Origin of the sequence: Lysinibacillus fusiformis, from assembly GCF_016925635.1 — a bacterium.
Taxonomy (GTDB): Bacteria; Bacillota; Bacilli; order Bacillales_A; family Planococcaceae; genus Lysinibacillus; species Lysinibacillus fusiformis_F.
The window spans coordinates 2261880-2276156 of the sequence record NZ_CP070490.1 but is presented as its reverse complement, the minus strand read 5'-3'; the positions used below and the strand labels follow the sequence as shown (position 1 = coordinate 2276156).

The following is a 14277-nucleotide window of genomic DNA, read 5'->3' as shown; positions in this document are numbered from 1 at the left end:
CAATTTTATTTTATGATCAGAAGGGATGTTGAATGTGAAGCAGCATGCTGAGAAAGAGATTTTACAGCCAACTCTTTTATGCGATAAAAAAGGTAATTTAAATCCAGCAGCCATCGGATTTGCACGTAAGCCACTTATTAACAGCAATTTAAGCGGCCATCTCATGCGCAAAAAGAAATGGAACTATTGGTGTGTCTATGGTGATGAAATTTTGTTTTCAGCTACGATTAGTCATCTAGATTACGCAGCAGTCTGCTTCGTTTATTTTCTTGAATATGAAACACAGCGCTATTTCGAAAAAACGATCACAATTCCCTTCGGTGGTAAACTAAAAATGCCTACACAGGTTTTAGAATCTGTTTCATTTAAAAATAGCGAAATGATGATTGATTTATTATATATACAAAATGAAACGCATCTATCTGTTTCCATACCAAACTTTGATGGAGATGTTTTACGAGCAAAGCTTATCATTCAGCACCCACCAGCGGACGAAACATTAAATGTAGTCATTCCTTGGAATCGCAAAACATTTCAGTTTACAGGCAAGCATCACATACTGCCAACCTCAGGTGTTGTCACAATTGGTACTCGACGTTTTAATTTCTCAGCTGAAGAGAACTTTGCTGTGTTGGATTATGGACGAGGTGTATGGCCCCGTGAAGCATTGTGGAATTGGGGAATGGCCTCTCAACGCGTACGAGGAAGACGAATCGGACTTAATTTAGGGGGTAAATGGACAGATGGCACTGGCATGACTGAAAATGCTGTTTTTGTTGATGGTAAAATGACAAAAATACATGAGGATTTGATATTTCAATATGACTCCGGAGACTATATGCAACGTTGGAAAGTGAAAACAAAATTTTCTAATCAGGTCTCATTAACTTTTTCACCTTTTTTTGAGCGTACTGCCCAAACGAATGCCAAACTAGTTAAATCAGAAGTACATCAACTATTTGGTTATTACGACGGTTCCATTTTACTCGACAACGGTGAAACACTAGTTATTCAACAAATGCTCGGATGTATTGAAGAACATCGTGCGAAATGGTAGAAGGAATCTTCTAGAAGACGTTGCTTTCCGTGGGTATTTTAAAATGCAAATGATTCCACGGAAGCCTTTTGTCTCCTATTTTGTTCTAACTAAGGGCAAGTAATATTTTTTCAGGATCGTCTGTAAATATCGCCTGTACACCTAGTTGTTGTAAACTTCGAGCATCACGTTGATCATTAACGGTATACACACGTACTGTTGCGCCTTCAGCGAGGGCTAGTTTAACTGATTTACGAAATGAAGTTGGTAGACTTACATGTAACGCCTTAGCTGGAATGAGAGCAATGTAAGTAGTAAAATCTACTAACACCTCTGCAAACAATGCTGCACTTTCGATATAAGGCGCTATTTTTGATATGGTTTGCAGTGATTCATGATTGAAAGATGAAATGATGACCCGCTCTGTCATTTGCTGTGCCGCTACTTCTTTGAGCACGAGCGCTTCGATTCCTTCATATGCAATGATATCTGTTTTCAGTTCTATGTTGATACGATGATTGGTACCTGCAAAAAGCTCTAGCACTTCCCCTAACGTAGGAATTACTTCATCTCCGAACTCCCGTGAAAACCACGAACCGAAATCAAACGTACGCAATTGCTGTAATGTAAAATCTTTTACATAGCCCGAGCCATTGGAAGTACGATCAATGGTTTCATCATGAATCACCACTACCTCTTTATCCGCGGTTAAATGAACATCTAGCTCGATCCCTGCTATAGGGAGCTTTGATGCTGCTTGAAAGGCTGCCATCGTATTTTCCGGATAGCTTATCGAAACACCTCTATGTGCAAATATATCCAAAATCATGAACCTCCTCTATTTATTATTTAAAGAATAACCTTCCATCCCCCATGTAATAGTAGCATAATTAACTTTTTAGCTTTCACTTGATGGTAAATATTATATATAGTAGTATGATAATCTACTTTGAAATTGTAAGTACCTAGGAGGTGCTAAAAATGACTGTACAACATCCAGATTTTCAGGCTGAAGTAGAGCGGTTAGCGTATACCCAAAGTTATATGCAGCAAATATTAGACGAATCACAACGAGATTTACAATCTGCTCAAGAAAATATCCGCAAATCCATGGCTGATCTCGATTACTTAGATTCAAGTTTAAGTTATTTAAATATCTTAACAAATGCCAGATTCTTTGAAATGGCACGTAATCAAAAAGAAGGTCTAGAGGCCGTTCGCAAGAAGCCCTATTTCGCCAGAATCCATTTCCAAAAAACAGGTGACCCTGAAGAATTTCTTTATATTGGGAAGACCTCACTATTTCATCGTGAAACCCATGAACCCATTATTGTTGACTGGCGCTCACCCGTAGCCAATGTTTATTATGATGGTCGTCTTGGTGATATGGAGTACGATGTCCGTGGAGAAGTTCATAAAGGACATCTCTTTGCTAAAAGGCAATACAAGATCGAGAATGGCGAATTACTCGATATACGAGATATTGACTTAACAACAAATGATGAACTACTACAAGAAGCATTGGCTGGAAAAGCAGATGTTCGTCTAACGGAAATTGTTTCGACAATCCAAAAGGAACAAAATGAAATTATTCGAGCACATCTTCGTCAACCAATTATTGTGCAAGGTGCTGCAGGCAGTGGAAAAACGACCATTGCTCTCCACAGAATATCCTATTTCCTTTACACAATGGGTGAACATTTTAATCCTGAGCAGCTCATGATTTTAGCACCGAATAAGTTATTTATTGATTATATAGGCGATGTTTTACCAGAGCTTGGCGTCGATAAAATTTGCCAAACTACTTTTACAGACTACGTTCTTTCTGCCACTAAATTAAAGCTTAAGCTTCAAAATCCAAATGAGCAATTAGAGTCGCTCGTTGCTGGAGGTAGTCATCAGCCTACTGCCTGGATTGCTGAAATGAAAGGCTCACTTTACTATCGTGATGTCATCGAACGCTACGTACAAAAGTTGGAACAAAAGATCGCAGAGCAATTCGAAGATGTCTATATTGAAAAATACTGTATCATGCGCGCTTCCCACCTGAAGAAGCTGTTTTTATATGAATTTTCATATATGCCTATCGAAAAGCGACTTGAACATATTAAAAAGGTGTTAGCAAGCCATGTTCGTCAAAAAAAACAGGCTGTTTTAGCTACACTCCATAAAAAGTATGATGAAGCATTGGGTAAAGCCTTAAATGGCATTCGAGATGATGAAAAACGACGACGTGTTGTCACAAAATTCATCGATGAGCGTGATGAGCGAATTCCTGCCATTGAAAAAGAAACGAAGACAACGGCATCAGCTTATATGCGTCGCTTTACCAAACATAATATTAAAACACTCTATCGTACCCTTCTCACCGATGCAGAACTTTTAGCAGAACTCGCCCCTGAATGGCATTATCTTGAACAGCAACAATTTTTGCAGGCACATCGTAAAGAACAATGGGCACTCGAAGATTTAGCGGCACTATACTATTTACAAGCACGTTTAAAAGGCATTGCAGATGAATGGAAGATGCGTGTTGTCTTTATCGATGAGGTCCAAGATTATAGTTTATTTCAGCTTGCTGCTTTAAAGGCAGGTCTTGATACGGATATGTTCACGATGGTCGGTGATTTAGCCCAAGGTATTCATAGCTATCGTTCATTGACAGCATGGGAGCCTGTCCAAAACTTATTTCCTCGTGCAAGCTTCCGAACTTTGCAAAAAAGCTATCGAACAACCATTGAAATTATGGAAGTCGCGAATCAAATTCTAGCGCAAATGAATGAACAGCTCCCCCTAGTAGAACCCGTTGTGCGTCATGGTAATATACCAAGTTTTATTCAAGCAGAGCAATTTGATGCCTTAAAAATTAAAGGGATCTTTGAAGCCATACGTCAAAACGGCCATCGATCCATTGCTTTAATTTGCAAAACTACTGCAGAAGCCATTACTATGCAACAGGCATTAAAAGACAATGCTATTGCTTCACAACTACTAACGGAAAATGAATCTATTAATCAAGAAATGTTACTTGTTGTACCAAGTCACCTAGCCAAGGGACTTGAATTTGATGCCGTCATAGTAGCTGCCTACGATACACCCTTTTACGATACACCAATTGACCGAAAGCTACTTTATGTAGCTCTTACACGAGCCATGCACGAGCTATACTTAATCGGTCCATCCAAAAAGACATTCCTATTAGAAAATTAAAAAGTCGCGAAAAGGCGACTTTTTTCTTTGCATCATTAATTTCTTGGTGGTAATTTATAAAACTTCCCTTTGGATAAATAAGCTTTAACAACTTTCCACCATGAACTAGGGGCTTCCTTTGGAGGAGACTTCTTCTTTGGCAATGCTGGCATGCGCATGATCACGACTCCTTTCTTAAAGCTTATTAATATTATATGAAGATAGTAGGTAATTATGATAAAAAAGGGCGATGAGTTGATATGAAATACCACTCATCGCCCTTTTTCCTATTGTTTCACATAATAATCAATTTGCTGCGCTTTCATAAAGCCTGCTTTTTCATAGACAGATAGTGCTTTTTTATTGTCTACTTCTACATCTAGCATGACGAATGCTGCACCAACTTTACTCGCATAATCCTTTGAGAAAGAAAGAAGTGCTGTCCCAATACCTTGTCCTTCACAATTTGGATGTACAGCAAGTGCTGTTACCCACTGGATTTCATTTTCCTGAGCTGTTGTCACTGTCCCAACAACAGCGCCATCCCGATAAGCAATCCAAAGCTTTCGTCCATTTGTTGATGTATTAAAGGCAATAAGCTCTTCTGATTCTTCTGGTAAATCTCCAAATGCTTCACAATAAATAGTAATCAGTTCAGCTTGCTCACCATTATAGGGTTGAATATTAATATCTTTTTGTAATGTAACGGGCTCTGCTTTTGTTTCTAAAGTAGCTTCTGAAAAACTATAGGTAAAACCTTTGTTTTCAATAAATGTGTGTCCATAAGGAGAGCCATCAATTACTACAGCTAATTGCCCCTCTGCCCCTCTTTCTTCTAGCCCAACTTGTATACCATCAACTAACGCAGTTCCAATACCCTTTTGTCGATATACAGGTGTCACCACTAATGACCACTCATATGTATGAAGCCCCATTAAGTCAATTGCACTAGCAGCACCAACTAATAAATCCTTATCATCCTCATACGCTAGTACCATAAAACCCTTAGTCTCGAAAGAGCTAGCCATTGGTACATTCATAATGGTTTCATATACTCGATAATCTTGAACTGTTGCTTCTTCACATAATAACTTTACTTCTTTCAATGTTTCTCCATCTAATGGAAAAGACACTGTCATCACTGAAATATTCATCATTTACTCCGTTCCTGTAACAGACTATTGCCCTATTGTAGCAAGAATGAAAATAAGCTGGCAACAAAATATATTAATACCCCCTATTAATCAGAATTTTACTTCAAATATTGGAAAAATAAAAGGATTTATACTATAAAAATTTAGTAAAATGACTGAAATTTACTAGAATTAATAGATATAAAATAATATAATAATTTCTCGAAAATAGTGATCTTTATCCTTTTGCAATCTGTTACTTTTAAACTATATACTACTTCCCATTTTAATAATGTTTTATAATAATTATACTATTTATTCAAATTAATAACATTTCATTTCCATAAAAAGATGATGTCAACGGCAGAAAAAGCAACTTTGCAAGGTGAGAGGTTGATTTCCGTTCCGCCAGCGTCCTTTCCAGGGGGCGTCCGATGAGCCGCTTCACTCACTTACGTTCGCTCTCATACTAGCATAGCAATCAAATAGCCCAATTTCTGTATTCTTAGAGGGGATAAGCACTTATATTCAATGTGGAGATGTAATGCGTGACAACACCCCTTCATAAAGAGTAATGAACACCTCCACTTTATTTGAAAACCTTTGCTAAAAAGGTAACACTTTTATGGGTTGGAGTGGAAGGCTACTTGACTCCCTTGGGATAGCGAGACAGGCGAGCGGTAGCGGAGGAAGCGGCTCGGCGCTCGCCCACAGGAAAGCAAGTAGCCTGCAACGGAAACCATTTTCACCTTTTACAAAAATTCTCTTGATGGTTTTGTTTTTCAACAATATGAAAAGAGCAATTTCAAATGAAATTACTCTTTTTCATCTATTCCTCAAGATGGTGTGAGGATGAATGCAGCATTTGTGCATAAAGACCACCTGATTCGATTAGTTTTTGCTGGGGTCCAGCTTCAACTAATTCCCCTTTATGCATAACTAAAACCATATCAGCATTATGGACAGTATTTAAACGATGAGCAATAACAAAGCTTGTGCGACCCTGCATCAACGTATCGAGTGCCTCTTGTATCGCCATCTCTGTCACCGTATCAATACTGCTTGTGGCTTCATCTAATAGTAAAATTTTCGGATCAGCAATAAGTGCCCTTGCTATAGATAGTAATTGCTTTTGACCTTGTGAAATCTCGCGTCCATCTGCAGCAAGAATGGTATCATACCCATCTTTGAGTTTCATAATGAAGTCATGGGCATTAGCACGCTTGGCCGCTTCTTCAATCTCTACATCACTCGCATCCAGTCGACCATAACGGATATTTTCGCGAACAGAAGCCTCAAATAAAAATGGATCCTGTAATACAAAAGCCATCTGTGAACGAAGGGATTGACGATCAATTTGCTGCACATTTATACCATCAAATAATACCTCACCCTTTGTTACCTCATAAAACCTTGCAATCAGTTGAAGAATTGTCGTTTTCCCAGCTCCAGTTGCACCAACGAGGGCTACTGTTTGTCCAGGCTCCACTTTAAAATCTACATTCTTTAATGTGTATGCATCTTCTTCTAGTTCATATTTAAAGTACACCTGCTTAAATGCAACATGCCCCAACAACTGATGCTTTTGTGCAGACACGGTTTCCTTCTCTGGTTGTTCATCAAGCAAGGCAAATACGCGCTCTGCACCAGCAATGGCTGATAGTACCGTATTAAACTGGTTTGCTAAATCATTTAAAGGACGTGTAAATTGTCGTGCATATTCAGTGAATATAACAATTACCCCTATGGATACATGTCCATATAGTGCGAGAACTCCTCCTATACCAGCTACAATGGTAAAGCTCATATTATTTAAGAAGTTCATGACTTTTGGAATATAACCCGAGTAAGTCTGTGCCCAAAAGCCGGTCCTTCTTAAGCGCAAACTTTTTTCACGAAACTCTGCTTTCATTCGCTCCTCTTGGGAGAATGCCTTCACAATCCGCTGTCCTGAAATTGTTTCTTCTATCATACCGTTTAAGGCGCCAATAGCTACTTGCTGTTCTTTAAACAGTGGTGCTGTACGACGTGTAATCCATCGCATTGCCCAAAACATCAGTGGAATAATGACCATCGTCAGAACTGTCAGCAATGGGCTTAAACTGAGCATAATAATGACGGTTCCTCCAAGCGTAAGTACACTTGAAAATACTTGGATAAAGGAACTGTTCAATGTGGAGCTAACCGCTTCAATATCATTCGTCATTCGACTCATCAATTCACCATGCTGACGACGATCAAAGAATGCCACTGGCAGCCGTTGAAAGTGAGCAAATACACTTGTTCTTAATCTATAGATCGTTTGCTGGGCAATACCAATCATCCAATAGTTTTGTAGAAAAAGTGAAATCGCTAAGAGAACATAAATACCAATTAATGCGCCAATCCCCTTACCTAAGCCTGAAAGCTCACCGTGCATCACATAGTGATCAATCATTTGACCGATTAAATAAGGGCCAACTAAAGCTAAAATGGAGCTAATCATCACTAACAAAAGCACCACAATGAGAAGTGCACGTTGTTCGTCAACAATTTTCCATAACCGTAGCAATGTATTTTTCCAATCAGCTGCACGTGGCCCCTTCTTTTTCTTCACAACCTGTTTCAGATCATCTTTTGTCAAAATCGGTTCATAGCCAAAAGGTTTCTGGAAAAATCCCATTAATCCTCCACCTCCTGTTGAGAGATAGCTATTTTTTTATAAAGAGAGGAAGTCTGTAAAAGCTCTTCATGTGTGCCATATGCAACTACTTTTCCAGCATCAATCAGTAAAATGCGATCTGCACCTTTAGCTGTACGAATTTTTTGCGTAACAACAAGCATCGTTGCCTGTTCTTCACTCAATGCCTCCCATAAAGACTGTTCAGTTTTTACATCTAAGGCACTGGTACTATCATCAAGCATTAAAATATGTCCTTTTCTCAAAAGGGCTCTAGCTATGGATAGCCTTTGTTTCTGCCCCCCTGATAAATTAACTCCTTTTTGCCCAACCTTGGTATCGTATCCATTTGGAAAATCTTCAACAGATGCATGTATTTGTGCCTGCATTGTAGCCTGTAGTACAGCATCCATTTCAGCCTGTGTATCTCCCCACCGTACATTATCTGCAATACTTCCGGTAAATAACAATGACTGCTGAGGGACATAACCAATTATTTCTCGCAGCTCTTGTAATTCCCAGTGTTGAACATCCTGTCCTTCTACAAGTATTCTTCCTTGTGTCACTTCATAGAAACGAGGAATGAGCTGTAATAATGTTGATTTTCCTGCACCAGTTGCCCCCATAATCGCTAATTTTTCACCAGACTTAACTTGAAAGCTCACATCCGACAGAACAAGAGCATCTCCTCCTGGATAAGTAAAACTAACATGTTCAAATGTTAATTCTCCATATTGTGTTGTATGGCCTACTTCTTCTATAAGGGAAGTATCTTCAACCTCATTTTCTATAGAAAGGATTTCTGCCATACGTTCTGCAGAGGCCTTTGCACGTGCGTAGAAGATAATAATAAACGCGAACATTGAAAATGAGCCCGTCATACGCATTGCATAATTCACAATAGCGACAATATCACCAAGCGGCGTTGTTCCTGTCGCAATTTGTTTTGTACCAAACCATAGAACTGCGAGCAAGCTCATATTCATAATAAATAAAAGAACCGGCATAATATATTCCATTATGCGTAAAGCCTTTACAGTATCCACTTTTAAACGCGATGCAACTTCATCGAAGCGAGTAGCCTCATATGCTCCTCTTAAGTAAGCCTTCACCAACCGTATCGCCTGTAAATTCTCCTGTAAAACCCTATTTAAACGATCGACTCTCTTCTGTACACGTCCAAAATAAGACACACCTTTTGCCACCATAAAGATAAGAAAAATAAAAATAATCGGTGCACCGATGACTAAAAATAAAGCCAATTTCGCATTTACAACAAAAGCCATAATAATACTTCCTATAACAGCAAGTGGCGCCCGAAGCATAATACGCAGGCTCATAAACAGCACTGTTTGTACCTGTGTGACATCATTTGTTAATCGAGTAATAAGGGATGCAGTGGAGAATTTTTGATAGGTTGCTAGCGTAAAGGATTGAATTCTATCAAACAGAGCATTTCGTAGGTCATACGAAAAGCTTTGAGCTGTATGTGAAGAAAAATACGAATTGATAACTCCCGCTAGAAAGGCAACAAAAGATAGCGCTAATAAAACCGCTCCCCATTGCAAAATCATCCCTTGATCTTGAGCCCTTACTCCTTCATCAATTATTTTTGCCATAATGAGTGGCTGCACAAGCTCCACGAATAACTCTAAAAGCATTAAACATAAAGCAAAAATAGCTGTCCATTTATAGGGCTTTACATAGGAAAAAACTTCTTTCATATTCTTTCCCCCTTGTTGTAGATAAAATTTAAGGTAGTCAAAAACTCCTAACTCTATAGTATATTTATGATTTTTCTCCAGCTATTGAAAGCCATGTTACACAAACAAGCATAACGAATACACCTATTAATTGCCAGAAACCTAAGGAAGTACCGAAAACAATAACTGAAATAACCATTGCTGTTAATGGTTCAATACTGGAAAGAATGCTCGTTTCAACTGCCGAAATGTATTTCATACTACTTAAAAATAAGATAAAAGCAACTGTTCCAAAAAATATTAAAGCAACTAATAACATAAAAATTTTAAAGTCCATTAGTACGCCCCATTGATTGGACTGCCAAACACGGCTTACTACACCTAAAGTGAAGCCACCCACCAGCATCCCCCAGCCAACTACTAAAAGCACACTCCACTCCTTCATTAAGCGTGCAGGATACAAGGTATAAAATGCAAATGTTAAGCCTACTGCTATACCCCACAACAAGGCTTTTGGACTAATAAGCAAACTTTCAAATGATGCGTTCGTTAGTAATAGAAATAACCCTATAAGGGTACCAATAATACCTAACACTTGATATTTTGGTGGCCATTTCTTTAAACTAAGAGAGACATATGCAACAACAAATATTGGCGCTAAAAACTGTAGTAAGGTCGCCAGCACAGCATTACTTTCATTAATTGCAGCAACAAAGGCAAACTGTACACCTAGCATACCTGCAATACCAAAAACAATGAGCTGCCTTCCCCATAGCTTGTGCTGCCAAATACCAAAAATATTTTTTCCTGTTAACAATAAGTATGTAAGTAGTAATATACCTGCAACCGATAAACGGATCGTTAACATAAAGGATACGGTCAACGGTGTATGATTAAGTAACCACTCCATTAAAGGGCCAGTTGCTCCCCATAGCATAGCACCCGAGACAATAAATATTATTCCTTTTAAACGTTTCATACCAATCCTGCTTCCTATATACGTACTAAAAATTGTCACTTTTCTTCAAATCATTTCTTGTACTTCACGAGAAAAGTCCTACTATTTTTCATTATCAAATATTTACAAATATATTCATAATGACTAATTCCCGATTATTATCTATAATATTAGTATATATTGATTACCCAAGGAGATCGAATAATCATGAGTCATATGCATAAATCATTTACGATTGATGAACATTATTTAAATTCACTTCCTTTTCCTGCAATTATCATTAATCAAGATGGACAAGCGACAGTCTGGGGAAAGAGCGCTGAACATCTGATTGGATTATCAGCTAATGATATTAAAGGAAATACTACTCCATCTATACACGAAAATCTACTGCGTCAGCTTCCTGTCGAAACATTTCAATCTATTTTACAAAATGAGGACAGCACGTATCTAGAAAAAATTCAAGTTCTTACCACTTCAAATGCAGAAATAACGACAGCTCTGCTAACTAAACCTTTTACAGATGAAGGAGAGCGTTTTATTCTATTGATTTTTATGCTACCAGAATTAATGACGCAAGCTATCTCCCATTGCAGTACCTTTGTAAACCTTAAGCAAGGTTTAGATGCAACCTTTATGACTGTTACACTCGATCACGACGGATTTATCTTAGAATGTAATAATGAATTTCTAAAAACAAGCCAATGGACACCAAAGCGTGTTATCGGCAAAACTTTTTGGCAGCTATTCCCGGATAATGAAACGAGTGAAAAAATAACACATACGATTTGGCGTAATTTAAATAATGGTCATACGTGGCAAGGAGAAGTTGAAAAAGTCACAAAAACAGGGCAATCCTATTGGGTACTACTAACGGCTATCCCTCTTGTCAACCTTGAAACAAACGAACAACAATTTATCTTAATTGAAAAAGATGTGACAAAGTCAAAAACGATTCAACATCAACTTGAAAAAATTGCTTACATCGATACAGAAACGGGTCTGATGAATGCACATCGACTTGAAAAAGTAATTGCCAATATGATTGACGATGAAAGACATTTTTCATTTGTTTATCTAAGTATTGATAAATTTTATACGCTTAAAGAATTGCATGACCAACAAATCGATCAAAGCCTTATTGTTGAATTTACAAATCGTATAAAAATGTATTTCCAAGATAGCACGATGGCCCGTATCAATGAAAATGATTTTGTTGTCATCACGCCTTTAAGTGAATGGTTTATTCAAGGCTTTTTATCTTACTTACAACAACATCCGATTTATAGCGGCAATATTGCTGTACCAATTTCTATTAGCGGAGGCATAACTAGATATCCTGAGGATCAATCAACATTCTCTCAGCTTATGAAGGCATCCATTGCTACTATTTCAACGGTACGTGAAGCTGGTGGAGACAAAATTGTTTCTTTATCAACAGCAACACATAAAGCTTTAAATCGTAAAGCATTAATTGAAAAGCGCTTACTTCAAGCCCTTGATCAAAAGAACTTAAAGGTACTCTATCAGCCACAAATCGATGTGTATTCTGGAAAAGTTACTGCTGTTGAAGCACTCGTACGTTGGGAAGATGAGGAAATAGGCGTCGTTAAGCCTGATGAGTTAATTCCTATCGCAGAAGAAACAGGTCTGATTAACAATATTGGGTCCTTCATGCTGGAAAAGGCTTGTGAACAAGCTTTACTTTGGAAAAAGGCTGGCTATGATTTAAAAGTATCTATTAACTCTTCTGTACGTGAATTCCGTGATAAAAATATGGCAAAATCCATACTTGAAATGATCACAAAAACTGGTTGTCCAGCGAATCTATTACAAATTGAGATTACTGAAAAATTTGCTTTAGAAGCTGAAGCCGCAACATCTATCGCACAGCAAATGCGTAAGCTTGAAAACGAAGGCATCTCCTTTGTATTAGATGATTTCGGAACGGGCTATGGTTCATTTAGATATATGCAAATATTACCAATTGATACGCTAAAAATCGATCAAACTTTCACAAATTCACTATTGAAATCTGAAAAGAGCCAAAAGCTTATGCATGGTATGGTACAACTAGGTAAATCCATGGAATTGAAAGTTGTAGCTGAAGGTGTTGAAACAGCTGAACAAGCAGATCTATTAATCACTTATGGTTGTGATGCCATTCAGGGCTATTATATTAGCAAACCTGTTACACCCGAAGAGATTGAACTATTACTGACTAAAAAGCAATAAATGAATAAGGAGGCTGCGTGTATTGTGCACGCAGCCTCCTTCTATTTTTTATAAACCTTTTGCAATTTTACTTTACTTGAACGAACGGAGCGGAATATGAGTTGAATAATTACTTCTGCAAAAACAAGACCAATAACAATGGCACCTGTAATTAAAAATGCCTTTAAGCCATATTGCAAGCCTTGTAAGTAATCATCTTCTACTACATTTCTCATCGCATTATAGGCCATGCCCCCTGGCACTAACGGTATAATTCCACCAACAATAAAAATAATCATCGGTATTTTAAAACGTCGGGCATACAAATGAGCAACAATCGCTATGACAAATGAGCCAAAGAAAGAGGCTTTGACAACATCCATCCCTTGCTCTGTTAGAACATAGTAAATAATCCAGCCAATTACCCCAACAAGACCGCAATGAAGTAATGTTTTTCTAGGAACATTAAAAATAATGGCAATCCCAGCCGTCGCAAAAAAACTAACAATTAATTGTATAATAATGTCCATCATCTGCATATTGTCCGCCTCCTAAAATCCTAGTGTGACGGCAATTGCTGCACCAATAGCAAAGGCTGTTAAAAAGGCCTCTGCTCCCTTTGCCATCCCTGACATAAAATGACCTGCCATTAAATCACGAACAGCATTTGTAATCAAAATACCTGGTACGAGTGGCATGACGGAACTAATAATAATTTTATCAAGTTCAGTACCATAACCATACTTTACTGCCAAGAAGGCCACAAAGCCGAGGCCGAGTGATGCTGTAAATTCAGAAAAGAACTTTACCTTTGTTAAATGATTGATTATTACAAGTACTAGGAAACCTAGTCCACCTGCTAAACAAGCTATAGGAAAATCAGACCAACCACCTTTAAACATAATTAGGAAACAACCACTAGCAAGTGCAGCTGCCAAAACTTGTAAATAAGTTGGTAAAAAATAATTTGTTTTTTGTATCGACTTTAGCTCGTCATAAGCTTCTTCTAATGTTATGATTTGAGATGTGAGTCTACGAGATACTGAATTTACCAAGGCTATTTTTTGCAAATCTGTAACCCTTCTGGAAATTGATGTAATTCTTGTTGGCTGTGTCTTGCCTAACGAAAAAATGATGCCAGTTGGTGTGGCATAACATTGAGCATTTGGCATATTTTGAGAATGTGCCATACGCAGCATCGTATCCTCTACGCGATATGTTTCTGCACCACTTTCAATCATAATACGCCCTGCAAGCAACAAACAGTCAATCGTAAGTTCATTATCCGCATCTTGTAAGACCATTGCAGCTATCTGCCTCCTTCAAAAGGTTCCTTGCCAATATTAACGAACTGCTAATAAAAACTCAACTGAAAATTTTTTAAT

The 14277-nt window shown here is 38.0% G+C and carries 11 protein-coding genes; 3 read left to right on the top strand and 8 right to left on the bottom strand.

Features of this window, described 5'->3' with window-relative positions:
- The first annotated feature begins 34 nt into the window (after window positions 1–34).
- Entirely contained in the window at window positions 35–1057 is a 1023-nt protein-coding gene (locus JTI58_RS11210) for a DUF2804 domain-containing protein (RefSeq protein ID WP_205446672.1), read from the top strand.
- Window positions 1058–1142: 85 nt separating this feature from the next.
- Here the strand turns inward: JTI58_RS11210 and JTI58_RS11205 are convergent, their stop codons facing one another.
- Window positions 1143–1859 (bottom strand): glycerophosphodiester phosphodiesterase, encoded by a 717-nt coding sequence (locus JTI58_RS11205; RefSeq protein ID WP_205446671.1) that lies wholly within the window; start codon window positions 1857–1859, stop codon window positions 1143–1145.
- Window positions 1860–2017: 158 nt separating this feature from the next.
- On the opposite strand from JTI58_RS11205, the gene helD reads away from it, so the two are divergent.
- The gene (helD, locus tag JTI58_RS11200) at window positions 2018–4246 is read left to right on the top strand and encodes an RNA polymerase recycling motor HelD (RefSeq protein ID WP_205446670.1); all 2229 of its coding nucleotides are present in this window, start codon (window positions 2018–2020) and stop codon (window positions 4244–4246) included.
- Window positions 4247–4281: 35 nt separating this feature from the next.
- Here helD and JTI58_RS25075 read toward each other — a convergent pair whose 3' ends face one another.
- The 5 genes from JTI58_RS25075 to JTI58_RS11180 form a co-directional block, all read right to left on the bottom strand.
- Window positions 4282–4404, bottom strand: coding sequence for a hypothetical protein (locus tag JTI58_RS25075; RefSeq protein ID WP_004229664.1), 123 nt, complete (start codon window positions 4402–4404; stop codon window positions 4282–4284).
- A 108-nt stretch (window positions 4405–4512) separates the two neighbouring features.
- Window positions 4513–5382 (bottom strand): GNAT family N-acetyltransferase, encoded by an 870-nt coding sequence (locus JTI58_RS11195; RefSeq protein WP_243456388.1) that lies wholly within the window; start codon window positions 5380–5382, stop codon window positions 4513–4515.
- Between the two features lie 805 nt (window positions 5383–6187).
- On the bottom strand, window positions 6188–8020 hold the full coding sequence (locus JTI58_RS11190; RefSeq protein WP_205446669.1) for an ABC transporter ATP-binding protein: 1833 nt from the start codon (window positions 8018–8020) through the stop codon (window positions 6188–6190).
- Window positions 8020–9741 (bottom strand): ABC transporter ATP-binding protein, encoded by a 1722-nt coding sequence (locus JTI58_RS11185; RefSeq protein ID WP_205446668.1) that lies wholly within the window; start codon window positions 9739–9741, stop codon window positions 8020–8022. Before JTI58_RS11185 ends, JTI58_RS11190 begins: the two co-directional genes overlap by 1 nt.
- A 64-nt stretch (window positions 9742–9805) precedes the next feature.
- Window positions 9806–10699 carry a DMT family transporter gene (locus tag JTI58_RS11180; protein WP_205446667.1) on the bottom strand — a complete coding sequence of 298 codons (894 nt, stop codon included), beginning with the start codon at window positions 10697–10699 and terminating at the stop codon, window positions 9806–9808.
- Between the two features lie 186 nt (window positions 10700–10885).
- Between JTI58_RS11180 and JTI58_RS11175 the strand changes: the two genes are divergently transcribed.
- Window positions 10886–12913 (top strand): EAL domain-containing protein, encoded by a 2028-nt coding sequence (locus JTI58_RS11175; protein WP_205446666.1) that lies wholly within the window; start codon window positions 10886–10888, stop codon window positions 12911–12913.
- Between the two features lie 41 nt (window positions 12914–12954).
- Here JTI58_RS11175 and JTI58_RS11170 read toward each other — a convergent pair whose 3' ends face one another.
- Together JTI58_RS11170 and JTI58_RS11165 are read right to left on the bottom strand one after the other, a co-directional pair.
- Entirely contained in the window at window positions 12955–13431 is a 477-nt protein-coding gene (locus JTI58_RS11170; RefSeq protein WP_081010948.1) for a threonine/serine exporter family protein, read from the bottom strand.
- A 12-nt stretch (window positions 13432–13443) separates the two neighbouring features.
- A complete protein-coding gene (locus JTI58_RS11165) occupies window positions 13444–14196 on the bottom strand; it encodes a threonine/serine exporter family protein (protein ID WP_205446665.1) in 753 nt (250 codons plus the stop codon).
- Window positions 14197–14277: the final 81 nt, after the last annotated feature.